General features: G+C 40.6%; 19 protein-coding genes, 2 tRNA genes and 2 riboswitches. Of the genes, 4 read left to right on the top strand and 17 right to left on the bottom strand.

The features are described from left to right. Positions 1 to 57 precede the first annotated feature (57 nt). Positions 58 to 711 carry a hypothetical protein gene (locus AC6I5B_RS06500; protein WP_004614078.1) on the top strand — a complete coding sequence of 218 codons (654 nt, stop codon included), beginning with the start codon at positions 58 to 60 and terminating at the stop codon, positions 709 to 711. Between the two features lie 70 nt (positions 712 to 781). Here the strand turns inward: AC6I5B_RS06500 and AC6I5B_RS06495 are convergent, their stop codons facing one another. From AC6I5B_RS06495 to AC6I5B_RS06485, 3 genes are read right to left on the bottom strand one after another with little or no spacing between them, the layout of a single operon-like run. Then, positions 782 to 2,701, bottom strand: a complete 1,920-nt coding sequence (locus AC6I5B_RS06495) for an NAD(+) synthase (RefSeq protein ID WP_497773672.1) — start codon at positions 2,699 to 2,701, stop codon at positions 782 to 784. A 21-nt stretch (positions 2,702 to 2,722) separates the two neighbouring features. Then, positions 2,723 to 3,601 carry an Hsp33 family molecular chaperone HslO gene (hslO, locus tag AC6I5B_RS06490; RefSeq protein ID WP_004614080.1) on the bottom strand — a complete coding sequence of 293 codons (879 nt, stop codon included), beginning with the start codon at positions 3,599 to 3,601 and terminating at the stop codon, positions 2,723 to 2,725. Between the two features lie 2 nt (positions 3,602 to 3,603). Next, complete coding sequence (locus AC6I5B_RS06485) at positions 3,604 to 4,359, bottom strand: class I SAM-dependent DNA methyltransferase (protein WP_022250823.1); 756 nt, start codon at positions 4,357 to 4,359, stop codon at positions 3,604 to 3,606. Positions 4,360 to 4,479: 120 nt separating this feature from the next. Further along, positions 4,480 to 4,650: riboswitch (M-box (ykoK) riboswitch) on the top strand. A 184-nt stretch (positions 4,651 to 4,834) separates the two neighbouring features. Here AC6I5B_RS06485 and mgtE point away from each other — a divergent pair. Next, positions 4,835 to 6,166, top strand: coding sequence for a magnesium transporter (mgtE, locus tag AC6I5B_RS06480; RefSeq protein ID WP_004614082.1), 1,332 nt, complete (start codon positions 4,835 to 4,837; stop codon positions 6,164 to 6,166). A 50-nt stretch (positions 6,167 to 6,216) separates the two neighbouring features. Here the strand turns inward: mgtE and AC6I5B_RS06475 are convergent, their stop codons facing one another. The 4 genes from AC6I5B_RS06475 to AC6I5B_RS06460 all read right to left on the bottom strand — a co-directional run bounded on the left by AC6I5B_RS06475 (position 6,217) and on the right by AC6I5B_RS06460 (position 10,618). Then, a complete protein-coding gene (locus AC6I5B_RS06475; protein WP_004614083.1) occupies positions 6,217 to 7,242 on the bottom strand; it encodes a branched-chain amino acid aminotransferase in 1,026 nt (341 codons plus the stop codon). A gap of 118 nt (positions 7,243 to 7,360) precedes the next feature. Then, the gene (gene ilvN / locus AC6I5B_RS06470; protein ID WP_022250821.1) at positions 7,361 to 7,870 is read right to left on the bottom strand and encodes an acetolactate synthase small subunit; all 510 of its coding nucleotides are present in this window, start codon (positions 7,868 to 7,870) and stop codon (positions 7,361 to 7,363) included. A gap of 14 nt (positions 7,871 to 7,884) precedes the next feature. After that, entirely contained in the window at positions 7,885 to 9,612 is a 1,728-nt protein-coding gene (gene ilvB, locus AC6I5B_RS06465) for a biosynthetic-type acetolactate synthase large subunit (RefSeq protein ID WP_004614085.1), read from the bottom strand. Positions 9,613 to 9,772: 160 nt separating this feature from the next. After that, on the bottom strand, positions 9,773 to 10,618 hold the full coding sequence (locus AC6I5B_RS06460) for a DegV family protein (RefSeq protein WP_117787609.1): 846 nt from the start codon (positions 10,616 to 10,618) through the stop codon (positions 9,773 to 9,775). A 140-nt stretch (positions 10,619 to 10,758) separates the two neighbouring features. Between AC6I5B_RS06460 and AC6I5B_RS06455 the strand changes: the two genes are divergently transcribed. Next, positions 10,759 to 11,004: a hypothetical protein gene (locus AC6I5B_RS06455; protein ID WP_004614088.1), complete on the top strand. Its 246-nt coding sequence runs from the start codon at positions 10,759 to 10,761 to the stop codon at positions 11,002 to 11,004. On the opposite strand, the gene AC6I5B_RS06450 is transcribed toward AC6I5B_RS06455, so the two are convergent. The 6 genes from AC6I5B_RS06450 to AC6I5B_RS06425 form a co-directional block, all read right to left on the bottom strand. Beyond that, complete coding sequence (locus AC6I5B_RS06450) at positions 11,001 to 11,891, bottom strand: Cof-type HAD-IIB family hydrolase (RefSeq protein ID WP_022250819.1); 891 nt, start codon at positions 11,889 to 11,891, stop codon at positions 11,001 to 11,003. The two genes, AC6I5B_RS06455 and AC6I5B_RS06450, sit on opposite strands and share 4 nt — an antisense overlap. 13 nt (positions 11,892 to 11,904) lie before the next feature. After that, entirely contained in the window at positions 11,905 to 12,396 is a 492-nt protein-coding gene (locus AC6I5B_RS06445; protein ID WP_022250818.1) for a dihydrofolate reductase, read from the bottom strand. Between the two features lie 11 nt (positions 12,397 to 12,407). Continuing rightward, entirely contained in the window at positions 12,408 to 13,256 is an 849-nt protein-coding gene (gene thyA / locus AC6I5B_RS06440) for a thymidylate synthase (RefSeq protein ID WP_022250817.1), read from the bottom strand. Next, a complete protein-coding gene (locus AC6I5B_RS06435) occupies positions 13,253 to 13,807 on the bottom strand; it encodes a DUF3793 family protein (protein ID WP_497773671.1) in 555 nt (184 codons plus the stop codon). The genes thyA and AC6I5B_RS06435 overlap by 4 nt, the downstream gene beginning before the upstream one ends. Positions 13,808 to 13,896: 89 nt before the next feature. Next, a complete protein-coding gene (locus AC6I5B_RS06430) occupies positions 13,897 to 14,454 on the bottom strand; it encodes a folate family ECF transporter S component (RefSeq protein ID WP_022250815.1) in 558 nt (185 codons plus the stop codon). Between the two features lie 70 nt (positions 14,455 to 14,524). Beyond that, a riboswitch (THF riboswitch) is annotated at positions 14,525 to 14,625 on the bottom strand. 66 nt (positions 14,626 to 14,691) lie between these two features. Next, on the bottom strand, positions 14,692 to 15,981 hold the full coding sequence (locus tag AC6I5B_RS06425) for a homoserine dehydrogenase (RefSeq protein WP_004614095.1): 1,290 nt from the start codon (positions 15,979 to 15,981) through the stop codon (positions 14,692 to 14,694). Between the two features lie 264 nt (positions 15,982 to 16,245). Here AC6I5B_RS06425 and AC6I5B_RS06420 point away from each other — a divergent pair, with 264 nt between their 5' ends. After that, a complete protein-coding gene (locus AC6I5B_RS06420) occupies positions 16,246 to 17,649 on the top strand; it encodes an alanine/glycine:cation symporter family protein (protein ID WP_004614096.1) in 1,404 nt (467 codons plus the stop codon). A gap of 87 nt (positions 17,650 to 17,736) precedes the next feature. Here the strand turns inward: AC6I5B_RS06420 and AC6I5B_RS06415 are convergent, their stop codons facing one another. From AC6I5B_RS06415 to AC6I5B_RS06400, 4 genes are all read right to left on the bottom strand, one after another. Next, on the bottom strand, positions 17,737 to 21,474 hold the full coding sequence (locus AC6I5B_RS06415) for a right-handed parallel beta-helix repeat-containing protein (RefSeq protein WP_497773670.1): 3,738 nt from the start codon (positions 21,472 to 21,474) through the stop codon (positions 17,737 to 17,739). A 54-nt stretch (positions 21,475 to 21,528) separates the two neighbouring features. After that, positions 21,529 to 22,362 (bottom strand): hypothetical protein, encoded by an 834-nt coding sequence (locus AC6I5B_RS06410; RefSeq protein ID WP_004614098.1) that lies wholly within the window; start codon positions 22,360 to 22,362, stop codon positions 21,529 to 21,531. Positions 22,363 to 22,629: 267 nt separating this feature from the next. After that, positions 22,630 to 22,701, bottom strand: a tRNA-Gly gene (locus tag AC6I5B_RS06405). Positions 22,702 to 22,749: 48 nt separating this feature from the next. Continuing rightward, positions 22,750 to 22,821: transfer RNA gene (locus AC6I5B_RS06400), tRNA-Gly, on the bottom strand. Positions 22,822 to 22,824: the final 3 nt, after the last annotated feature.

The following is a 22,824-nucleotide window of genomic DNA, read 5'->3' as shown; positions in this document are numbered from 1 at the left end:
GTGAAAATTCTGTGATAAAATTATAAAAAATTTTTCCAAAAATAAGGAGGATAACTTATGAAAAAATTTAAAAATGTGATTGTAGCTTTATTGGTACTGATTATGGGAACTCTTTCCGGATGTGCTGCTTTTCAAAAATTTGACGCATCTGGATACACAAAGGCCTGTTTGGACGCAACGTACAAAGGTGAGTTTGATGAATATATAAAACTCACAAAGCAGACAAAAGAAGATGCCGAAAAGACCTATAACCAAAACTTAGAGCTTGCCACACAACAGTTAACAGCTGTTGGTGTTTCAGAAGAATTATCTGAAAAATATATGCAACTTTTCATTGACTTGTTTAAAAATACAAAATACACTGTAAAAGAGGCAAAAGAAGGCAAAGATAAAAATTACACAGTAGAAGTTGAGATTGAACCTGCTCAGGTATTTGAAGGTGTGTTAGAAGCTACACAGGCTGAAGTTGAAACACTTGTTACTGCACAGGCTGAAAGCGGTACAATTCCTTCTCAAGATGAAATTATTGAACAGACTTTCCAAATCTTATATGACAAAGTTTCTGCTAACATGAAGAATATAACTTACGGTGAAAAACAGGTTATCGAAATCAGTGTAACAAAAGATTCTAATAATGTATATTCTATTTCACAAGAAGACTATTTAAAATTAGATGCAGCAATGTATGACAAAAATAATTTATCTCTATAATATAACTTATCTCTATAACAATAACAGGGACGGGAAATTTTCCCGTCCTCATTCATTACATTCTTAAATTCTAATTGCAGATATCTTCCAAATCCTTCAACCAAATATTCGCGCATGCGTCACTTGGCATTCGAAGATCCCCACGCGGTGACAGTGCAACACTTCCTGTCTTCGGTCCATCCGGCAGGCAGGAACGTTTGAACTGCTGTGAAAAGAATCGTCGATAAAATGTATTGAGCCATTTTAAAATCGTATCCTTGTCATACATTCCTTCAAATGTCTGTCTTGCAAGACGATAAATTTTAGAAGGTACATATCCAAATCGCATCATATAATACAGATAAAAATCATGCAGTTCATATGGTCCCACAAGATCTTCTGTCTTCTGTGCGATTTCCCCTTCTTTTGGCGGAAGGAGCTCCGGACTTACCGGCGTGTCTAAAATATCCACTAACACTTCCTGTAACTCTTTGTCTTCACAAGTATCTGCACAATATTGCACAAGGTGTCGAACCAGTGTCTTCGGCACAGAAGAATTTACCCCGTACATCGACATATGGTCTCCATTGTAAGTTGCCCATCCAAGCGCAAGTTCAGACATATCCCCTGTGCCAATCACCATTCCGCCTGTCTGATTAGCAATGTCCATCAGCACCTGTGTTCGCTCACGTGCCTGCGCATTTTCATACGTCACATCATGTTTCTCTTCAGAATGACCGATATCTCGGAAATGTACCCTCACTGCATCCTGAATATTCACTTCATGAAGTGTTGCCCCAAGCTTTTTCGTCAAGACACATGCATTTTGGTATGTTCTGTCAGTTGTTCCAAAGCAAGGCATTGTGACAGCTTCTATGCAGCTTCTGTCTATTCCCTGCAAATCAAACGCCTTTGCCGTCACAAGCAACGCCAACGTAGAATCCAATCCTCCTGAAATCCCAACGACTGCACTCTTACAATTAGTATGATTCAGACGTTTTTTTAGTCCCATCGCCTGAATCATCAAAGATTCTTCACAGCATCTATTTCTCAGACTTTCATTCTCCGGCACAAATGGCAATTTTTCAAAAGTTCTTGTAAGTTTCGTATCTTCCACCTCAATTGAAAATGGAACACGAATAAATCGATCTAAGTCTTCCTCCATCTGGAAAGTCGTATTTTTTCTTCTTTCACTGACGATTCGATCCACATCGATCTCACTGTAAATAGTCTGATTCATAAAGCGTTCTGATTCGCTTAAGATGCTTCCATTTTCAGCGATAATATTGTGTCCACCGAACACTACATCTGTGGTTGACTCTCCATCTCCTGCATTTGCATACACATATCCCGCAATAAGTCTTGCAGACTGTCCGGAAATCAGCTGCTTGCGATACGCATCTTTCCCAACTGTCTCATCGCTTGCAGAGCAGTTTACCACAATTGTTGCACCGGCAAGTGCCGCCTGAATACTCGGCGGAACCGGAGACCACACATCCTCGCAAACCTCAGCTGATACAACTAAATTCGGAAGTTCTTCACACGCAAATAAAATCTGCGGTCCAAATGGAATCTCTTCCTCCCCATACGGAATCCAATCTGCCTTTTTAGGTCCCGGCTGGAATTGCCGCATTTCATAAAATTCACTGTAGTTTGGAAGGAATGTCTTCGTTACCATCCCAATCACTTCACCATCACATACTGCTGCCGCAACATTATACAACTTATTGCACACGACATATGGGAGACCGACAAAAAATAATCCGTCTTTTCCTGTTGTGTAAGCGGCAATCTCTTCCAGTGCCTTTGCTGACTGACTCAGCAAAATGTCCTGTGAAAATAAGTCTCCACAGGTGTATCCGGTAATACAAAGCTCCGGAAACACTACAATCTTTGCTCCATTTTCAATTGTCTCGTCAATCAGACGAAAGATCTCCCACTTATTGTGTTCCACATCTGCAACTTTCGTGTTCAATGTTGCCGCAGCGACTTTTACAAATCCATCTCTCATCTCAACGGACCTCCTCTCTCATTACCTGCTTCTTTTTATAATCTCTTTCAGTTCATCTACTGTAAATTTATAATTCGTATTGCAGAAATGGCAGTTGACTTCAATCTCTTTTCCGTCATCGATCATCTCCTGAATATCTTTTTTCCCGATACTCACAATCGCTTTTTCTACTCTTTCTTTTGTACAGTTACAGTAAAATCTAGTTGGAACCGTATCTGTAAATTCTACATCCATCCCCTCAAGAACCGTCTCTAAAATCTGTTCCGGTGTGTAACCTTTATCCAGCATTGCTGTCACAGAATCAATTTTTTTAATATTTTCTTCCAATTTATCAAGCACCGCATCTTCGACAAAAGGCATGACCTGAATGATAAAACCACCTGCCTGTTTGACAGTATTATCTTTTTCCATCAGTACACCAAGTCCAACAGACGACGGAACCTGCTCTGATGTCGCAAAGTAATAAGTCAAATCCTCCGCAATCTCACTCGTCTGCAGAATTGTCTGCCCTACATATGGCTCTTTCAATCCCATATCTTTGATGACACTCAAAACTCCCAGATCAAGCGCTGCCGCCACATCAAGCTTTCCGGCTTTGCTTGGCGGAAGCATTACATCCGGATTCTCCACATAGCCTTTTACATTTCCATTTACATCGGCAGTCACAGTAAGACCTTTGATCGGTCCTTCACATTTAATCTGGATCGTCAGCAGATCCTTTTCGTTTTTCATCATGGTTCCCATCATGGCTCCCCCGGTCAACAGTCGTCCGAGTGCCGCCGTTGCAACCGGGCTTGTATTGTGGGCCTGTCTTGCAGTCTCCACAACATCTCTTGTTGTCGCAGCAAACGCTCTGATCTGGTTATTTGCCGCTGTTGCTCTTACAATATAATCTTTCATCGTTATTTCCCTCTCTCTCTTGCAATCACATAGATTCGTTCACTCACTCTTGTCGGCGCTTCTTTTGTAAACGCATCATATGCTGTAATATATTCTAATCCAGACTGTGTAATCAGCCTTTTCATTGTCTCCAGGTCATACGCCTTTTGAAAATGTGTCTCTTGGTATTTGCGATATAACTCAGAATCTCCTTCCCGAATAAACAGACTGAGTTCATATTCATTTATTCTTTCCTCTTCGTAATAATAATTATCCCAGATAAAACTGCATTCCTCACGGTTCTCTGCAATCGTCTGATCACCTAATATTTCCCTGTATTTATAAACCGTGTTGAAATCAAAGATAAACACTCCGCCAGGATCAAGATAATTATTAACGAGCCGAAATACCTCCTCCAGCTCTTCTTCCTCTAATATATAATTGACAGAATCACAGACACTGACAATTGCTTTCACTGTTCCATACAGTTCAAATTCTCGCATATCCTGCTGAAGATATAAAATATCAAGCCCAGATTTCATCCTTTTTTCTATCGCAATCTCAAGCATCTCTTCTGCATTGTCCACCCCGATCATATCGTAGCCGGATTGTGCCAGAATCTCTGTCATATTCCCGGTTCCACAGCCAAGTTCTAATACAAGTCCCTCACGCACACCGTATTCGTATAACAGACTTTTCAAATATTTTTCCCACTCTTCATATGGAATATTATCCATAAAAGTATCGTAGACAGCCGCAAAACTTGTATACGCCTCCACAGAGCATCCCTCCTATTTTTTACATAAGCTGATATATTATAGCATATTTTTAGTTTTGGAGCAAATTTTGAATAAAACTATTGACAAGTTCTGTTTCTGTGTATTAGACTAACAAAAAAGAATAAGATTCGGTAGGTGAGGCTACCACAGGGATTTGGATTTTCCTAAGATTGCTGCCGCAACAACGTGGAGACACGATTCGCTGGTTAGCAGGATATGTCGCAGATAAGGCATATCTTAATGCAATTTATATGCCCTGTGATGCTAAAGCTTGAACGATGTTGTCACGGAATGATTCCCACCATTGTTTTTGCTTTGGCGGGATTTTTTATTGCGTAGAAATTGCATCGCACTGCTGCGGACAGGTATCTTGTTCTTAAATTTTTATACGAGGAGGTGAGGGCAATGGATGCTGGTGCCAGTTTTGATCCCAAAATACGAACGAAAAATAAAATAATGAAAAGGAGAACTGACTATGAACAGAACAACTTTTATCGAACTGTTAGAGAAAAGAGATTTCAAAACGCTCAAAAACACGTTGGAGATAATGAATGCAGTAGACATTGCCCTGCTGCTTTCTAACTTAGAAGACAAGGAGAGAGCCTTTGCGTTTCGTCTGATTCCCAAGGACAAAGCTGCAGATGTATTCTCCAATATGAGTAATCCCATTCAGTCTTACCTTGTAAAAATTTTTACCGAAAAAGAACTTCGTGAACTGCTGGATAATTTATATATGGATGACACGGTAGATTTATTAGAGGAACTTCCGGCAAATCTTGTAACCAGGATTTTGCATACTGTCAGTTCCGATAAACGAGATCTGATCAATCAACTTTTGAAATTCCCTGAAAACAGCGCGGGAAGTATCATGACAACCGAATATGTATCTTTAAAGAAGACTATGACAATCAAAGAGACTATGAAACATATCAAAGAAGTCGGAATACACAAAGAGACCATTTATACGTGCTATGTGTTGGAAAACCGTCGTTTGATTGGAATTGTCTCTGCCAAAGACCTGATGACTTTAGACGACAATACATTTATCCAGGATATTATGGAGACTGAGATCATCTCTGTAGGCACACATACCGATCAGGAAGAGACAGCCAGACTGTTTTCCAAATACGATCTGCTCGCACTTCCTGTTGTAGACCTCGATAACCGAATGGTGGGAATCATCACTGTGGACGATGCTATGGACGTTATGGTGGATGAGGCAACTGAAGATATCTCTATCATGGGGGCTGTAAATCCAAGTGAAAAAACTTATTTTGAGACTTCAGTCTTTTCACATGCAAAAAACCGTTTTTTATGGCTTTTGATTTTAATGCTGTCGTCAACCATTACCGGAACAATTATAACACAATATGAAAATGCATTTGCTGCTATCCCTCTGCTTGTCTCCTTCATCCCAATGCTGATGGATACCGGCGGAAACTGTGGTTCTCAGAGCTCCACTTTAATCATACGCGGACTTGCATTGGACGAGATCCGTTTCAAAGATATTTTCAGAGTCATATTCAAAGAATTCCGTGTGGCACTGCTTGTAAGTCTTGGACTTGCACTCGCAAACGGACTGCGAATTTTTATCATGTACAAAGATTTGAAGCTTGCAGTCGTGATTGGTCTTTCCCTAATTTGCACTGTCATTTTATCAAAGATCATCGGCTGTATTCTGCCACTGTTTGCGAAAAAAATCAATTTAGATCCTGCAATCATGGCAGCTCCGCTTATCACAACACTCGTGGATACCTGCTCCATCATCATCTATTTTACGATTGCCACGCACATCTTTCAGCTTTAGAAAAAATTAGGGACATCACAACTTTCTGCGATGTCCCTTCTGTTTCTTTCCTATTTAATAACTTTAATCCAGCTTTCCGGAGCTTTGATATGTCCCATTTGAATTCCTGTCAATGTGTCATATAATTTCTTTGTAACAGGTCCCATCTCCTCCATTCCACTTGGGAAACAGATCTCTTTTCCATGATCTACCACTTTCCCAACCGGTGAGATGACTGCTGCTGTTCCGCAAAGACCACACTCTGCAAACTCCTTCACTTCTTCAAACAACACTTCTCTTTCTTCCACTTCCATACCAAGGTACTCTTTTGCAACATATACAAGTGAACGCCTTGTGATAGATGGAAGAATCGTATCAGACTTCGGTGTTACCAACTTATTGTCTTTTGTAATAAAGATAAAGTTCGCTCCACCTGTTTCTTCTACTTTTGTTCTTGTAGCAGAATCTAAGTACATATTCTCATCATATCCCTGTTGATGCGCATCTACAATTGCATGAAGACTCATCGCATAGTTCAAACCTGCTTTGATGTGTCCTGTCCCATGTGGGGCAGCGCGGTCAAAATCGCATACACGAATTGTGATTGGTTTTGCACCACCTTTGAAATACGGTCCTACCGGTGTTGCAAATACACGAAATTGATATTCATCTGCCGGTTTCACTCCGATCACCGGATTCGTTCCAAACATATATGGGCGGATATACAATGTAGCTCCTGAACCATATGGAGGCACATAATCTGCATTTGCCGCAACAACCTGCTCAACCGCTCTTATAAAACGATCTTCCGGAAACACCGGCATCTCCAGTCTTCTTGCACTGTCTGCCATTCTGCTCGCATTCAAATCCGGACGAAATGTGACAATATGTCCATCTTCAGTCCTATATGCTTTAAGCCCTTCAAAAACTGTCTGAGCATACTGAAGAACACCCGCACACTCATTTAATACCACATTCGCCTCTTCTGTAAGTCCGCCTTCATCCCATTTTCCATCTTTATAATTTGAAACATATCTTTTATCCGTCTGTACATAGCCAAATCCGATATTTGACCAATCTATCTCTTTTTTACTCATCACAATTCCTCCATTCCGTTACTGATTTCTCTTGTTTTTTATTATTATACTTTTTTATCCGCCTGTCAATAGAGCGCACTCTGTTTTTTTGTGTTTTTTCAAAAAGAGACTAAAATACTTATCGTTCTGCCATATTGATTGCTTCTATTCCAACGCTTCCGCCACGTACAACCTCAATTGCCTGAAATTCTTCATTCATCAGCTTAATCAGCGCATCATTTTTTGACGCCGTCTGCACAAATTCCAAAAGCAGGCTGTCTTTCCCGTAATCGATGATCTTTGCTTTAAAAGACTGTGCAATCTGGAACAGTTCTTCTTTATCCTCTCTCGTACATTTTTTGACTTTCACATACATTAGTTCTTTCATGCACACAGAACTGTTTGTAAAGTCAATCACTTTAATGACCTCCACAAATTTATTGAGCTGTTTTTTGATCTGTTCAAATGTCTCATCGTCACTGACTGTCTCAATCGTCATTCGCGAAATCGTCGGATCCTCCGTTGTTCCTACGGTAAGACTTTCCAAATTGTATAATTTTCCGGAAAACAACCCTGATATTTTAGGAAGTACACCTACCTGATTTTCCACATACAGAGAAATCCATCTCTTTTTCATTGTCGTATTCATAATTTTTGCTCCTCCTAACAATCCATCAACATCTCTTCTAATGTTCCGCCCGGCTTGATCATCGGATATACCAAGTCCTCCGGATCCATAATGAATTCAATCAATGTCGGGGTCTTTGTATTCTTTCTCGCCTCTTCAAATGCTTCTTTGATTTCCTCCGGTTTGAATACGCGAATTCCTTTTGCGCCATAGCTCTCTGCCAGTTTCACAAAGTCAGGTGTATACGGCGGGCACTCACATTCCGGTGTTCCGCATTTTCCCTCGCAGGATTTTCTAGCACGAAGGCAGGTCATGGAATAACGCTTTCCGTAAAATAACTTCTGCCACTGACGCACCATTCCAAGATAGTTATTGTTAAACACGCATAAAATGAGAGGAAGTTCCTGCCCGACTGCAGTCGCAAATTCCTGTATATTCATCTGCATACCACCATCTCCGGAAATCGCAATGACCGGTGTGTCTGGATTGCCAAGTTGTGCGCCGATCGCCCCCGGAAATCCATACCCCATTGTCCCCAGTCCACCGGATGTCAAAAGTTGTTTTTTCTCCGTCAGCTCCAAATATTGTGTTGTGAACATCTGATGCTGTCCCACATCTGTCACCACAATTGCCTCCTCAAACATCTCATTGATTGTCTCAATGACTTTTTGTGGTGTCAGCACTGGTTTTTCTTTCATTTTCAATGGATGTTCTTCTTTCCATCCTTCTATCTTTTCAAGCCACTGTGCCGTATCATGAAAGGCCGCATACTCCAAAATCTTTTCGGTCGCGGTTTTCGCATCTGCCACAATCGGAATATCTACATGTACGTTTCTTGAAATAGAAGCAGTGTCAATATCAATGTGTACAATCTGTGCATTCGGAGCAAATTCATGTATCTTTCCGGTAATCCGATCATTGAATCTTGTTCCAATCGAAAACAAAAGATCACATTCACTGACTGCCATATTTGCCGCATATGCTCCATGCATGCCCAAATTTCCGATAAACAGTGGGTGATTCGTAGGAATCGACCCTCTTCCCATGATCGTTGTCACTACCGGAATCTTTGTGATGTCTACAATTTTTGTAAATATCTCGACCGCGTTTGCAATCTTTACACCGCCCCCTGCTAAAAACAGCGGTTTTTTCGCTTTATTCAGCATCTTCATGGCACGTTTTAGCTGTCCGATATGAACCTCTGTATTCGGCTTATACCCTCTGATATTCACAGTCTGCGGATACTCAGGACTTCCAAGTTCTGCCATCACATCTTTTGGAAGGTCTATGACTACCGGTCCCGGTCTTCCTGTCCTTGCAATATAAAATGCTTCTTTGATAATCCGCCCCAAATCTTCTCTTTTTTGTACCGTAATTCCATATTTGCAGATACTTCTTGTAATTCCGACAATATCAACTTCCTGAAATGCATCATTTCCGATCAGATTTCTTGCGACCTGCCCTGTAAAACACACAAGCGGAACACTGTCATAGTTGGCTGTCGCAATTCCGGTAACAAGATTCGTCGCCCCGGGACCGCTTGTCACAAGACAGACACCTACCTTTCCGGTAGATCTTGCATAGGCATCCGCCGCATGCACAAGCGCCTGCTCGTGTCTTGGCAAAATCACTTTTGTATAGTCCTGCTTATAAAGCTCATCGCTGATATCAATCGTACAGGCGCCTGGATATCCGAACAGAATATCCACCCCTTCTTCTTTTAGTGCCTTCACAAACAATTTATTTCCTGTAATCTTCCTCATATATGTCCTCCTTCCAGATACAAAAAAACACCCCAAGCATACAGCTTAGGGCGAATCATTTTCTATATTGCCGACCAGTTTTTCAAAAACTGTGTACTCCTCCTTGACACTGTATTTTACAGACAATTTAGAGTTATTATAAAATTTTCTGACACTTTTGTCAACTAAAGTTTTCCTTTTTTGCAAAACTAATTGCAATGCATCCAGGACCCACATGTGTCCCGATAATGCCGCCAACCGGATAGATCTCGTATTTTTTCAGACCATATTCTGCTACCGTCTTTTCCATAAATTGTTCTACAATCTCTTTATCGGAAGTATATCCAAAATATACCGGCTCATTTTTATCAATCTCATATGAGCCAAACTCCTTCCAAAGATATTTCATGCCTCCTTTTTGTCCCCTCGCTTTTCCAAGCATGACCAACACCTTGTCCTTCAATTCAATGACCGGTTTGATTTGGAGTGCATTTCCAAGCACTGCCAACGGTGCAGGTATTCTTCCGCCCTTTTTCAAATAGGTCAGAGTGTTCAGCATTCCACATACGGTCAAACGCTTCTTTAAATCTTCAAGACATGCGACAATCTCTTCCACACCCTTCCCTTCTTTGCGCATTTTCACCGCGCGCTGAACAAGAAAACGCTGAGTGATGATTGCCTGCTCTGAATCCACAATCCAGATTTTTTCATACTCTGCCATCTGTTTTGCCAGATTCGCCGCATTGACCGTTCCACTTAATCCACTTGAAAGTGTGATCACCAGTACTTCTTCTCCTGCATCTTTCGCTTCTTCGTAAAGCTCCAAAAATTCTTCCGGAGATGGCTGACTCGTAGTCGGAAGATCTTTTTCCGCTGCAAGTTTTTCGAAAAACACAGAAAAGTCTTCTTCCGTATTCTGATGAAACTCCCCATCTGAAAATCTTATCTTTAAAGAAACGATTCGGATATTCATCTCCAATGCTTCCTGCTTTGTGATATCCGAAGCAGAATCCGTAATAATCATCATATCATTTTCCTCCTGTACCAATTGACAACATCTGTTTGATTTTTTAAAATAGATGATACGAATGTATCAACGAGAAACTATATCACAACTGTTAAAAAAAGCAATTAAAAAATTATAAAATAAAAGGAGAATGACTATTTATGATAAATCCGATGAAATTCATGCAGGTAAAAAGCATGTTAGCAACACTCAAACAAAACCATCCAAAGTTTCCTTCTTTTTTAGATGCTGTTTCAAAAAGAGCACTCTGCAAAGATACAATCATTGAAATCAAAGTTACAACACCGGACGGGGAATCTCTCGAGTCCAATCTTCGCTTAAAAGAATCCGATTTAGAGGTCTTACGGCAAATGCAGGAACTCAGAAAAGAAGGGCTGTCTTCTTAAGACACGCCCTCCTTTGTTTCTTTATAATGCTTCAAAAGCTCTTCTATGGCATACGCCACTCCATACGCTTCATTGCTTTTTGTCACATACTTTGCCACTTCTTTAATCTCAGGTTCCGCATTTTCCATTGCAACCGTCGCTTTGAAGTCCATAGAAAGCATTGAGTAATCATTCATGCTGTCTCCAAATACCATCACTTCATCCATCGTATATCCAAGCGACTCAATATACCGCTTTAACATCGGTCCTTTCTGCGCATGTACATCTGTAATCTCCAGATTCGTAATAAACGAAGATGCCACCGCAACCTTGTTGTTTTCACCTAGTACGCTCTGAATCCGTTTCAATAGCGGAATATCTTCGGTAAAAATAAAAACCTTATAGATTGGCGCTTTTCCCTCTTTTAATTCTGCAAAATCCGATATTCTTCTGGTCGCTTTACAGATACGCTCATACAATTCAGAATGTCGGATTTTCTCCGGCTCCAAATCCAGATGGAACAGATGAATCTGTTCTACAATGCTTTCCTCAATCTCCTCCTCGGTTCCGATTCGATAGTCAAAATCATCTGTAGAAAAGATGATCGACACCGGAAATTTTATCAACTGTCGATATAGTTCTTCACACACCTCAATCGGAATCGGTGTTTGCAGCACCACTTCTCTTTGCGGATTTCTCACTTCTGCGCCACTTCCCACAAGATAATCACACTCTAGATCCAATTCCTCCAGTTCCTCCATTGCACTTCGGAAATTTCTTCCTGTCGCGATCATAAAACGAATTCCCTGCTCCTGTGCCATATGAATTGCCTCCAATGTCCTCGGTGCGACCTTATGATCTAACCCAAGCAGCGTCCCGTCCATATCTGATGCAATCACTTTTATCATCTTGTCTTATCTCCTAACCAATTCTTTCGTATTTTACAAATTCATATTCCAGATTGAAATATGTCTGTTCCTCGCTGACCCCTGTAATCTTCCACTCCGGCATCTCATCTAGATTTGGAAAATATGTATCTGCCTCATACGCATGGTCAATCTTTGTAATGTGCGCAACCTTACAGTATGGGAGAAGCTGACGGTAAATGCTTTCCCCGCCGATCACGTAAATATCCTCATCGTTATACTGTCTCAGTTCCTCCAAAAGTGCTTCCACACTGTTGACTACAACAGCATCTTTGACCTTGTAATTCTTATCACTTGTCAGAACAATATTCGTTCTCTTTTTGAGTGGCTGCCCTCCCGGAAAACTCTCCAATGTCTTTCTTCCCATCACGACCACTTTTCCCATCGTCGTCTCACGGAAAAATTTCATATCTGCCGGAATACTTACCAAAAGTTTATTATGCAGACCAATTGCCCAATTCTTATCCACTGCTACAATCAAATTCATCTTTTTTCCTCCTACACTGCAATCGGAATATTTTTAATCTGTGACCCTGTCTCATAATTGTCCAGGCGCACATCATCTGGTGTAAATTCATAAAAATTCTTCACCTCGGGATTCAGCCAGAACGTAGGTGCAGGCAGCGGCTCTCTGGAAATTAGTTCTTCCACAAGCGGAATATGTCTGTCATAAATATGCGCATCTGCGATCACATGGACAAACTCGCCCACCTGCATATCACACACCTGTGCCAGCATATGCATCAACACCGCATACTGGCATACATTCCAGTTATTCGCCGCAAGCACGTCCTGAGAACGCTGGTTTAAAATTCCGTTTAAGACCAGCTTGTCACTGTCTTTCTTCTTTGTCACATTAAATGTCATGCTGTACGCACACGGATACAGGTTCATCTCGTGCAAATCCTGGTGGACATAAATATTTGTCATAATACGGCGGCTATATGGATTATTTTTCAAATCATAGATTACACGGTCCACCTGATCCATCATTCCCTCTTTATATTGATGCTTTACACTCATCTGATATCCATAAGCCTTTCCGATCGACCCATCTTCATCTGCCCAGCTGTCCCAAATATGTGGCTTTAGATCATGCACATTATTGGATTTTCTCTGCCAGATCCACAACAACTCATCCACACAACTTTTGATACCGGTACGTCGAAGTGTCAACGCCGGAAATTCCTTTGACAAATCATATCGATTCACCACACAAAACTTTTTCAGCGTATAGGCAAAGCTTCCATCCTCCCACTTTGGGCGCACCTTTTCACCTTCCGTACTGACACCGTTATCGATAATATCACGGCACATATCTATAAACACTTTATCTGCATAACTCATATCGTTAACTCCTCCTTTTCACGCTCTCCATTGTACCACGAGAAGCAATTGTTCTGCAATGCGATTTTCCACACAGACCTTCCACATAAATATTCATTGACTGCATGCACTTTTGCCATATCATACATCAAAAACTGTAGTTGTGCTTTCTTTATATTCGAATAAACCTTCCAATATCCGCACAAAACCGCCCCCTTCCCATTTTGCTTTATAAAAGCTTTTACATCCTCAGGCGGATACCCCAAGAACACACCTATCTCATGTGGAAATAGCTGTTCTTTCTGCAAATAGCATTTCAGTCTCATGCCGAGCAGGTTCAAACAGTTTTCCATATGCTCACAGTCATATCCATATGCTATTAAAAACTTACGCACCTCCGTCCTTCTCAGATAGGTTTGAAATTCTTCTTTTCGATATAAGAACACTTGAAAACCACCCTGCACTTTATAGAGCAGTTTATAACAGATATCCGTATTGTTCAATACTTCCACACATATTTTCTCGTCAAAGCACTTCGCACAAAACATACCTGCTATCTTTATCCTTTTCATTCTCCTGTGAAAGCAAATAAGAGATTACTTCTGCCGTCATCTCGCATTCTCCTTTTTGCTTTAGTATGCCACATTCTTCTTTAATTATTTTATACTTTCACTCGAAATGCGGAAAAGACTTTTGCTTTTGCGAGCACCTCAACAACCGCATACAACATGATCGACTGTATCGGCACCATGATGATCTGTTTGATCAGACGTGGCGGTAAAATTGCCATAAATGCATTTCCATACAACATCGAAAGCCAATACGTATTCAAAAATACATTGACAACGATTGCCACAACAATCTTTGACGCCAATATTCTTTTAAAGCTGATCGGCTTTTTATAGAGCATCACGCCATAGATCACTGCTCCGAGTATCGCATTGAATGTAAACCCAAAGAAAAACGGACCGGTAGGTTTGAGCAGATATTTGATAATATCGGCAACTCCTCCCATAATACCGCCGACTACCGGACCAAACAGCATGGCTGTCAGTTCATTGGCAATAAATGAAAATCCGATTTTCAAATTTTCCGTCAACTGAACACTGAAAAATCCAAGTACGACGGCAATGGCAATCAGCAGCGCTGTCACCACAATTGTCCTCAAGTTCTTCAACTCCTCAAAAGAGTCTGCAAATTGTTTCTTCATTTGCAACATAAAAAATACCTCCTTTGCAGTAGTCCTGAAGCTACGCATAGCAGATATTTTCCTTATATCTGTCATGTGCAGCAGCGGGATGCAGAGTATGTACCGCAAGCAATTTTGCTTTTCGTCCGACTGGCAACTCCCCGTCCAACTGGCACTTAACGCACATACTCTTACTCTGCTTTTCTTTTTATTTTATTTTTCCTCGACAATTGTAACACAATCTGTTTTTCACGTAAAGACTGATTTTTAATAAACACGGATCTTACTGCTGATTTCCTCCAAAATCGGCATTTGCATCAGCTCATCTAACGCCTCCTGTAAATATCCTTCTTTCACATACTCTGTCACAATTACCAGCTCCGCTTTTTCTTTTTCAACATCTTTTTGAATGATTCGTTCGATACTTACCTTATGTTTTCCAAATACATTTGCAATGCTTGCCAGCACTCCCGGCTGATTCGTGACCTGCATGCGGAGGAAAAATTTATTCTTGACATCGGCTATTGATTTGACCTGTGTTTCTCGATAACAACCGCAGCCAATTCTGCCTGTACATCCATATTCCATATTTCTCACAACGTCCAAAACATCTCCCACAATCGCGCTTGCCGTCGGAAGTTCTCCCGCGCCCCTTCCATAGAACATGGCATCGTCCACCGCATCTCCATGCACAAATACTGCATTGAATGAATCTCTTACCGACGCAAGTGGGTGCTGATTTGAAATCATCATCGGATAGACAGCTACCTCGATTCCTTTTTCTGTATTGTGGGCTGCGCCGAGCAGTTTGATCACACTGTCAAATTCCTTTGCATAAGCAATATCCTTTGCTGTAATTTTTGTGATTCCCTCTGTATAGACATCCGAAAAAACGACTCTGGAATGAAATGCAATCGATGCCATGATTGCAACCTTCCGCCCTGCATCGTATCCTTCTATATCTGCTGTAGGATCTGCTTCCGCATATCCAAGCTCGGTCGCTTTTGCAAGCGCCTCCTGAAAATCCATTCCTTCTTCGCACATCTTGGTCAAAATATAATTGGTTGTTCCATTGACAATTCCGATGACATCTGAAATCTCATTTCCCGCAAGACACTGTTTCAGCGGACGGATGATTGGAATACCACCTGCGACAGCCGCCTCGAATAAAAAGTCTTTTTGATTCCTCTCTGCTGCTTCAAACAGTTCTTTTCCGTGCTCTGCCACCAGATCTTTATTCGCTGTCACTACATTTTTTCCTGCATTTAACGCCTCCAAAATCATAGCTTTTGCCGGTTCGATTCCACCCATCACTTCTATCACAAGCTCAATCTCATCATTTTCAATGATCTCTTTCCACTGATCTGTCAAAAGACACTTCTTCACTCCCGGTCTTTCCTTTTTCAGATTATGTACCAGAATTTTTTCAATCTGAATCTTCGCACCCGTGCGTTTTTCAAATTCTTCTCCCTTTTCTTCGATCAATTTATATACACCGCTTCCGACTGTTCCCAAACCTAATAATGCTATTTTTACAACTTTTATTCCTTGATTCATCACTTATTTCTCCTCCTGTTTTTTGATTTGTATATAAGAATAACACATTTGTACGCACTTTGCACACATTTTCTTACGTTAAATGATTCACGTAGTTAAGTATTTCTTGACTTTCCCTCATTTTTATATTACACTTTAACCAAATAAAATCTAGAAAAAAGTAGCAAGTACTTGTGAAAGCCAATCAAATTTGACCACAAGTACTTTTTTTAAGAGAAAAAATCCTTTGCTGCTTTTTTCTGCCAAGCAAAGGAGGAACTTATTGTGTTTAACAATTTATTGGCAAGTCTAAATGACTTTCTCTACAGCTACATTCTAATCTTTTTACTTGTAGCTGCTGGTATCTATTTTTCCATTCGTACAAAATTTGTACAATTTCGTCTGATTGGTGATGCGATCAAAGCGCTGAAAGAAAAAGCGGAAAAGAATGACAATGGAAAATCCGTCTCTTCTTTTCAGGCTCTGATGATTTCTACTGCATCAAGAGTCGGTACCGGAAATATTGCCGGAATTGCAACTGCAATTGTAGCCGGAGGGCCGGGCGCTGTATTTTGGATGTGGGTTATGGCAATCGTCGGCGGTGCATCTGCCTTTGTCGAAAGTACACTGGCACAAGTTTACAAAGTAAAAGATGGAAAAGAATTCCGCGGAGGTCCATCTTATTATATTGAACGTGCCCTCGGCAAACGTTGGCTTGGAGTTCTCTTTTCCATTCTGCTGATTGCATGTTTTGCCTATGGTTTCAATGGTCTTCAGACTTATAATATGTCATCTGCTTTGGAATATTACATTCCAAATTACAGCGATACAATCCTTCCTGCCGTTGTCGGACTTTTGATTGCTGCTGCAACTGCATTTGTCATCTTCGGAGGGGTTCACAGAATCGGATTCATTTCTTCTGTAATTGTTCCGATTATGGCTGGAATCTACATTTTGATGGGAATCTTCATTACACTGACAAACTTAGACCGTGTTCCTGAGATGTTTTCACTCATCTTTGAAGGCGCCTTTGATTTTCGGGCAATCTTCGGTGGATTTGCCGGAAGTACTGTCTTAATCGGGATCAAACGCGGGTTATTCTCCAACGAGGCCGGTATGGGTAGCGCGCCAAATGCATCCGCAACCGCAACTGTTTCTCACCCGGTAAAACAAGGAATGGTTCAGGTTCTTTCTGTATTTATCGATACACTTATGATCTGTACGACTACCGCTTTTATCTTGTTGCTTTCCGGAGTAACGGGCATTCCTGAAAAATTGGACGGTATCCCATATGTACAGGCTGCGATCAGTGCAAATGTCGGTTCACTTGGTATCCATTTTATTACATTTTCCATTTTTGCATTTGCATTCACAAGTTTAATCGGAAATTACTATTACGCCGAATCAAACATTCTGTTCATCAAGAACAATCGCATTCTGCTGAATGTATTCCGAATCACATGTCTGATTGCGATTTTTCTCGGTGCACAGGCTGATTTTAGCACTGTATGGAATCTCGCAGACGTATTGATGGGATTCATGGCAATTGAAAATATTCTGGTCATTTTCTTGTTAGGCGGAATCGCTTTCAAAGTGCTTGACGATTACACAAAACAGAAGAAACAGGGAATCGATCCCGTATTTAAGGCAAAAAATGTCGGTTTAAATAATACTGATACTTGGAAATAATCATTTTCAAACAAAGAGAGGGCATCGCTCAATCATCTCACCCGATGATTTTGCGATGCCCTCTCTTCATTTTTAACTTATATTATATTAGCGTTTTTTTCTTCTTACAAAGAACGCTGCCACAACCGCAAGCACTGCCAAAACACCTGCAAGTGTCCATCCGATTGGTGATGTCGCATCTCCTGTCTTAGCCACTTTCTTACTGCTATCTGCTTTTTTCGCATCTTCAACTGCTACAAGTCCATCTCGACTTGCCCTTAGGGCTTTCTCAGCTGCATCTACTTCTTTTTGGTCAGCTTCCGGATCTTCCATAACTGCTTTTACTTCAAGAAGCACATTTTTGAGCGCCTGTACGCTCTCCGTTGTGTAACCGCTCAGATCCATACTTTCCACTTTGTTAATCAAATCTTCCAACGCATCTTTGTTTGGAATCAATCGTAATCCAAAAATAGCTTTTTGAAGCGTTGTATAGGCTGAATCCACTTGTTTCTGAGTTGCATTTTCATCTGCGAGAACTGATCTTGCCGCATCCAACGCTTCTTTGAAACTTTCTCCACTCGCCGGTGTATACTTGTCTAAATTCGGCTCATATTTTGTCTCAGAATCTTTCACCAGTTTTTCCAGTTTTGATTTATCTGCCAATGGTTTCTTCACCAAGCCGTCCATCGCTGTCTTGAGAGCTGCTCTCACTGCATCAATTTCCTCTTGAAGAGCATTCTCATCTGCAAGAACTGCTTCTGCTTCTTTCAGAGCCTCCGTAAATGGCTTCCAGCTCTCTGCTGTATAGAATTGTTCTTCTAATCCTTTTGCCGCGTCCACAAGCACTTTCAAAGAACTTGTATTTCCTGTAAATTCCAAGTGATGAACCATATCTAACAACTTATCATATGCTGTATCCACTGCCTCCTGAGTTGCCGCATTATCTGCACTCACTTTCTCAGCTTCCGCTAATGCCGCCTCAAATTTTTCTTTTACAACCGGCACTACATACTGATAATTTTCATTTTCCTGCTGGCTCTTTGCATACTCGATCAACGCATTTAATGCTGTTTTGTCTAACTCTACTACATATTCCGCTGCACCAATGTCTGTCTTTCCATCAGCAAGTGGTGTTCCAAAGTAATCTTTTCCACCATTGTTTTCGATATTCAGACCTGCATCAATTGCCGGTGAGTCTGCCTGAAGTTTGTAACCTTTTACAGAATCAATTCCTTTTCCACCTGTTCCAGGAGCCACAAATTTCGGGTCTTCCTGAATCAATGTTGTATCGTTTGACGGAACTTCATCAAATCCTACAAAGATATTGCTCTCGTAGTCGATTTCCTGTTCATTAAATCCTTTTCCAGGTGTCATATTTCCTTTATTTACTACGATATTATTGTAGAACTTCGCATCACTCTTTCCACCTGTATAGCCGTTTTTCAACCATTCTCTGTCAATTCCTTCACCTAGATAAATCGTGTTGTTGTAAGCCATACTTCCTTCATGACCTTCTCTCCAGTCAATTACACCGTGTTTTGCATCGTCATTCTGGCTGATGTTATAGCGATAAATTCCATTAAATCCTCTTAAGCTTGCAGTACAGCACCACATAAATACGCCACCTGCGTTATCGTGCAGATAATTGTACTGTACTAATGTATTTTGGTTCAGCGCATCAATTTCGATTCCCTGTCCATCTCCTGCTCCAAGTAATGCATCTGCCGGAGATGATTCATATACTTCATTGTATTCAAATACGACATTGTCTGAGTTCCAGTTGAAAAGTCCAACGCCATACCAGCAGTTATATACTGCACGGTATACTGTGTTATGATCTACTGTTACATCTTTACAACCATCTACAATTGTTCCATCACCGTCAATATCATGAATAATATTGTTGCTCAGTGTAAATCTTTCATATGGTTTCCATGCACCTTTTCCTGCATATCCAAATGGTGCATACTTATTCCATTTGTCACCTTCTCTTGTTGTCCAAGGTGAAACAAAGTTGATTCCAGATCTTCCCAGATCATACAGTTCACAGTTTGTAACGCTGATGTCATGCACCGCTGTTGGAACTCTTTTTGATGCATCGTTCAGGTTTGTTGTCACTGTCATAATAATTCCACCGGAAGATTTCCCTTCATTGCTGATTGGTCCTCTAAATCCGTGAATTGTCAGATTATCAAACTTAAAGTAAGAAAGATCCCCAACATCTTCTGCTGAGATATTGATACCTCTGCGGTAAACATTTGTATTTGTATTTTGTTCATACGTAGAATCATATAATTCCAAATCTCTTACTTCCCAGTATTCCTGGTTGAAGAATGTAATTACATTGTTGACTTTTGGGTTGCGAACAACTTGATTCGCAATGTTCATATGAGAAATCGTCCAGTCTTCACCTGGCATTAAAATTGGTTTCTTTCCTTCACCATAGCTTGCAATCACAATCGGTGCTCCATCCACACCAGATCCTTGTGGTTTTAATGCACCTGTCCAAGTCTCTCCTGCTTTAAACAGAATCTGGTCTCCCGGCTGGAATTTTTCCTGGTTGACTCTGTCAATTGTCTGCCATGCAGTCTCAGGACTTGTACCGTTGTTGCTGTCCTTTCCGTTTGTAGCGTCCACGTAATATTTCACGCCGCTTCCAAGTTCTACTCTGAACTCTGCTGTCTTAGCCACATCTTTATATGTTACTTTTACGGTTACATCTTTCGGATCTACAGCCCCTGAGATTTTGTCAAATGTCATAACAACATTTTTGCTGTCCTTATTATAAGTAAACTCTTTAATTGCAGCCTTCTCAAATGCTCCATCATTCACTTTATATTCTAATGTAAAGTCATCTTTTACCGGAGCTACTGTAGGCACTTTATCCAAATTCGCTGTGACACTGCCATTTTCAGCAGTAATTCCGGTAAGATTTGCTTCTACCAACTCTTCTCCGGATGCATCTACATCAAAGTCTACTACCATAGGCTGTTTGCTTGGTTTATAAGTAGCAGTGACTGTGATTGTCTGTTTCATAGGCTGTTTTGCAATCTCTGCAAAATTCATTGTCAATGTCTTGCCGTTCACAGTTTCACTTGTAATATCCAGTTTCTTTGCCACTTCAGGTTCTAAAGAGGATGTATAAGAGATATCAAAATCAGAACTCTTCATTTCGCCCTGATAGTCTGCATTATATTCTGCTTTCAGCGCTCCATTTTCCACGCTTAAGCTCTTAAGATCACTGGAAATCTGTAATGACCAGTCATCCACATATACATTTCCACTATTGCCTCTTTCCACCCAGATTGCAGCTCTTGTATTTTTTCCTGCATCTGTTCCAGTTGCCCCTGTATATGTAAATTCAATCTCATATTGTTTGTATTCTGAAGAATCGATTGCAACTTTCTTTTCGCTTCCTCCGTACCATTTCAGACACAGCCATGTTTTAAGACCAGATGGGTTCGTATTTTTTGCCCATACAGAAAGTTTGTATGTTGCTCCCTTCTGAAGATCCGGCACATCCTGCTCCAATGCATCATTTTGTTTTGCAACAGTTGCTGACCATTCTCCGTTGTGTGCATTTTCCTGTACTTTTTTTACTGTTCCCGGATTTTGTGTTGAATACGCGAACCAGTTTCCTACTTTGTTATTCTGATTACTATCAGAATGAGTGCCAAGATCCACACCTTCTTCAAATGTAGGATTTTTCAGCAGATTTTCATTTGTCACTGTAGAAGCCGCCTGTACAATTCCAGGACCAGAAGTTCCCACTGTCTGGAACGTTGTCACCGCCATTGCAATAGACAAACCAACTGCCAGTAAACGTTTTACCATTTTCCCTTTCATATTTTTTTACTTCCTTTCTTTATTATTTCTTAAAACAGAAACAGTACATCCTCTTTACTGCCCCTGATTTAATTCAAACTCCAGTGGATGCTCTTTCTCAGCCTGTTTCACCAGCTTTTCATAATAAACATCCGATATGTAAATCTTAAGGACCGTGCTTTTGTCCGCCTCAAAATCAGCAGTCTTCATTGTTTTTTTCAAAATCTCTCCACTGATTGGTTCGTCCCTCTCCGATAATGTGAACTGATCACCCTCTTCCCCATAATACAAATATTCAAACAATTCACTATCTGTCTTTTCCAATGTGGAAAGTTCATCCCAGACAACTTTTTTCGTCTCTTCACCTAAACGATATGTGATCTCATCTACTCTCTCAAATTTATCAGGGTGTGCTTCCCAATATGTTTTTGCTTCTTTCTCTAAGGATTCCTCATGATTTCTTACCATATAATCCACTGTCTGTATTTTCAGATTACTGAGTGTATATTCAAGATAACTGTCTAATGTATATTCCAATGTACCGTAAACAACTTCTCCTGCACTCTTTTTCGCCTGACGCTGCTGATTTTCTGCTTCCATATCCATCTTTAGCGATTCATAGGAGTACGGTTTGCAAAGATTATACGCTTCCCCTAATGCAAATTGAGCATACACTTCCTTTGCATATTCTTTTGTCTTTTTCTCTAGTTCTTTCTGATCTTGCTCTTTATAATCTTTTTGCACAACTTCGCTATAAAACTGATATTCTTCCTCCGACACAACTGTCACCACTTTCGACGAAGAATTTTCTTCTGCATTCTTGTTTCTGCCATTAAAGATGACGGCAATTGCTATACCTAAAATGACTAATATAACTATCCCCGCCAAAAAATATTGTTTCTTTTTCATATATCATTTCTCCCGACTAATCATTTTTATCTCTCTTTTTTATAATTATAACACCTTTTTTTTTCAATAATGCTTATATAAACTGCTCCTGTTTCCCTTGTTTTTTGTATAATTCGGAACTCCATTTCGACCTTTATCTTAGAAGTGCATTTTTTTATTATAGGATTCCAAAGGATTTTCCTATAATAAAAAAAGCCAACAGCACCTGCATATCATCAGGCAGCCATTGGCAATCCATTCTTTCCTTATCAGTCAAGACACAAAAAAAGCACGAGACGGGATTCGAACCCGCGACCCTCGCCTTGGCAAGGCGATACTCCACCACTGAGCCACTCGTGCATATTATTGTTCTTTAAATCAGAACCTTTATTCAATTGTCATTGAAAGAGCACGAGACGGGATTCGAACCCGCGACCCTCGCCTTGGCAAGGCGATACTCCACCACTGAGCCACTCGTGCATA

The organism is Faecalimonas nexilis (assembly GCF_059731825.1).
This window is presented reverse-complemented; position numbering and strand designations above follow the sequence as displayed.

What these genes read in the sequence shown, in the direction of transcription:
- AC6I5B_RS06500 (WP_004614078.1), top strand. Translation starts at nt 58, where the DNA reads ATGAAAAAATTTAAAAATGTGATTGTAGCTTTATTGGTACTGATTATG.
- AC6I5B_RS06495 (WP_497773672.1), bottom strand. Translation starts at nt 2,701, where the DNA reads ATGAGAGATGGATTTGTAAAAGTCGCTGCGGCAACATTGAACACGAAA.
- hslO (WP_004614080.1), bottom strand. Translation starts at nt 3,601, where the DNA reads ATGAAAGATTATATTGTAAGAGCAACAGCGGCAAATAACCAGATCAGA.
- mgtE (WP_004614082.1), top strand. Translation starts at nt 4,835, where the DNA reads ATGAACAGAACAACTTTTATCGAACTGTTAGAGAAAAGAGATTTCAAA.
- AC6I5B_RS06475 (WP_004614083.1), bottom strand. Translation starts at nt 7,242, where the DNA reads ATGAGTAAAAAAGAGATAGATTGGTCAAATATCGGATTTGGCTATGTA.
- ilvN (WP_022250821.1), bottom strand. Translation starts at nt 7,870, where the DNA reads ATGAATACGACAATGAAAAAGAGATGGATTTCTCTGTATGTGGAAAAT.
- ilvB (WP_004614085.1), bottom strand. Translation starts at nt 9,612, where the DNA reads ATGAGGAAGATTACAGGAAATAAATTGTTTGTGAAGGCACTAAAAGAA.
- AC6I5B_RS06460 (WP_117787609.1), bottom strand. Translation starts at nt 10,618, where the DNA reads ATGATGATTATTACGGATTCTGCTTCGGATATCACAAAGCAGGAAGCA.
- AC6I5B_RS06455 (WP_004614088.1), top strand. Translation starts at nt 10,759, where the DNA reads ATGATAAATCCGATGAAATTCATGCAGGTAAAAAGCATGTTAGCAACA.
- AC6I5B_RS06450 (WP_022250819.1), bottom strand. Translation starts at nt 11,891, where the DNA reads ATGATAAAAGTGATTGCATCAGATATGGACGGGACGCTGCTTGGGTTA.
- AC6I5B_RS06445 (WP_022250818.1), bottom strand. Translation starts at nt 12,396, where the DNA reads ATGAATTTGATTGTAGCAGTGGATAAGAATTGGGCAATTGGTCTGCAT.
- thyA (WP_022250817.1), bottom strand. Translation starts at nt 13,256, where the DNA reads ATGAGTTATGCAGATAAAGTGTTTATAGATATGTGCCGTGATATTATC.
- AC6I5B_RS06435 (WP_497773671.1), bottom strand. Translation starts at nt 13,807, where the DNA reads ATGAAAAGGATAAAGATAGCAGGTATGTTTTGTGCGAAGTGCTTTGAC.
- AC6I5B_RS06430 (WP_022250815.1), bottom strand. Translation starts at nt 14,454, where the DNA reads ATGTTGCAAATGAAGAAACAATTTGCAGACTCTTTTGAGGAGTTGAAG.
- AC6I5B_RS06425 (WP_004614095.1), bottom strand. Translation starts at nt 15,981, where the DNA reads ATGAATCAAGGAATAAAAGTTGTAAAAATAGCATTATTAGGTTTGGGA.
- AC6I5B_RS06415 (WP_497773670.1), bottom strand. Translation starts at nt 21,474, where the DNA reads ATGAAAGGGAAAATGGTAAAACGTTTACTGGCAGTTGGTTTGTCTATT.
- AC6I5B_RS06410 (WP_004614098.1), bottom strand. Translation starts at nt 22,362, where the DNA reads ATGAAAAAGAAACAATATTTTTTGGCGGGGATAGTTATATTAGTCATT.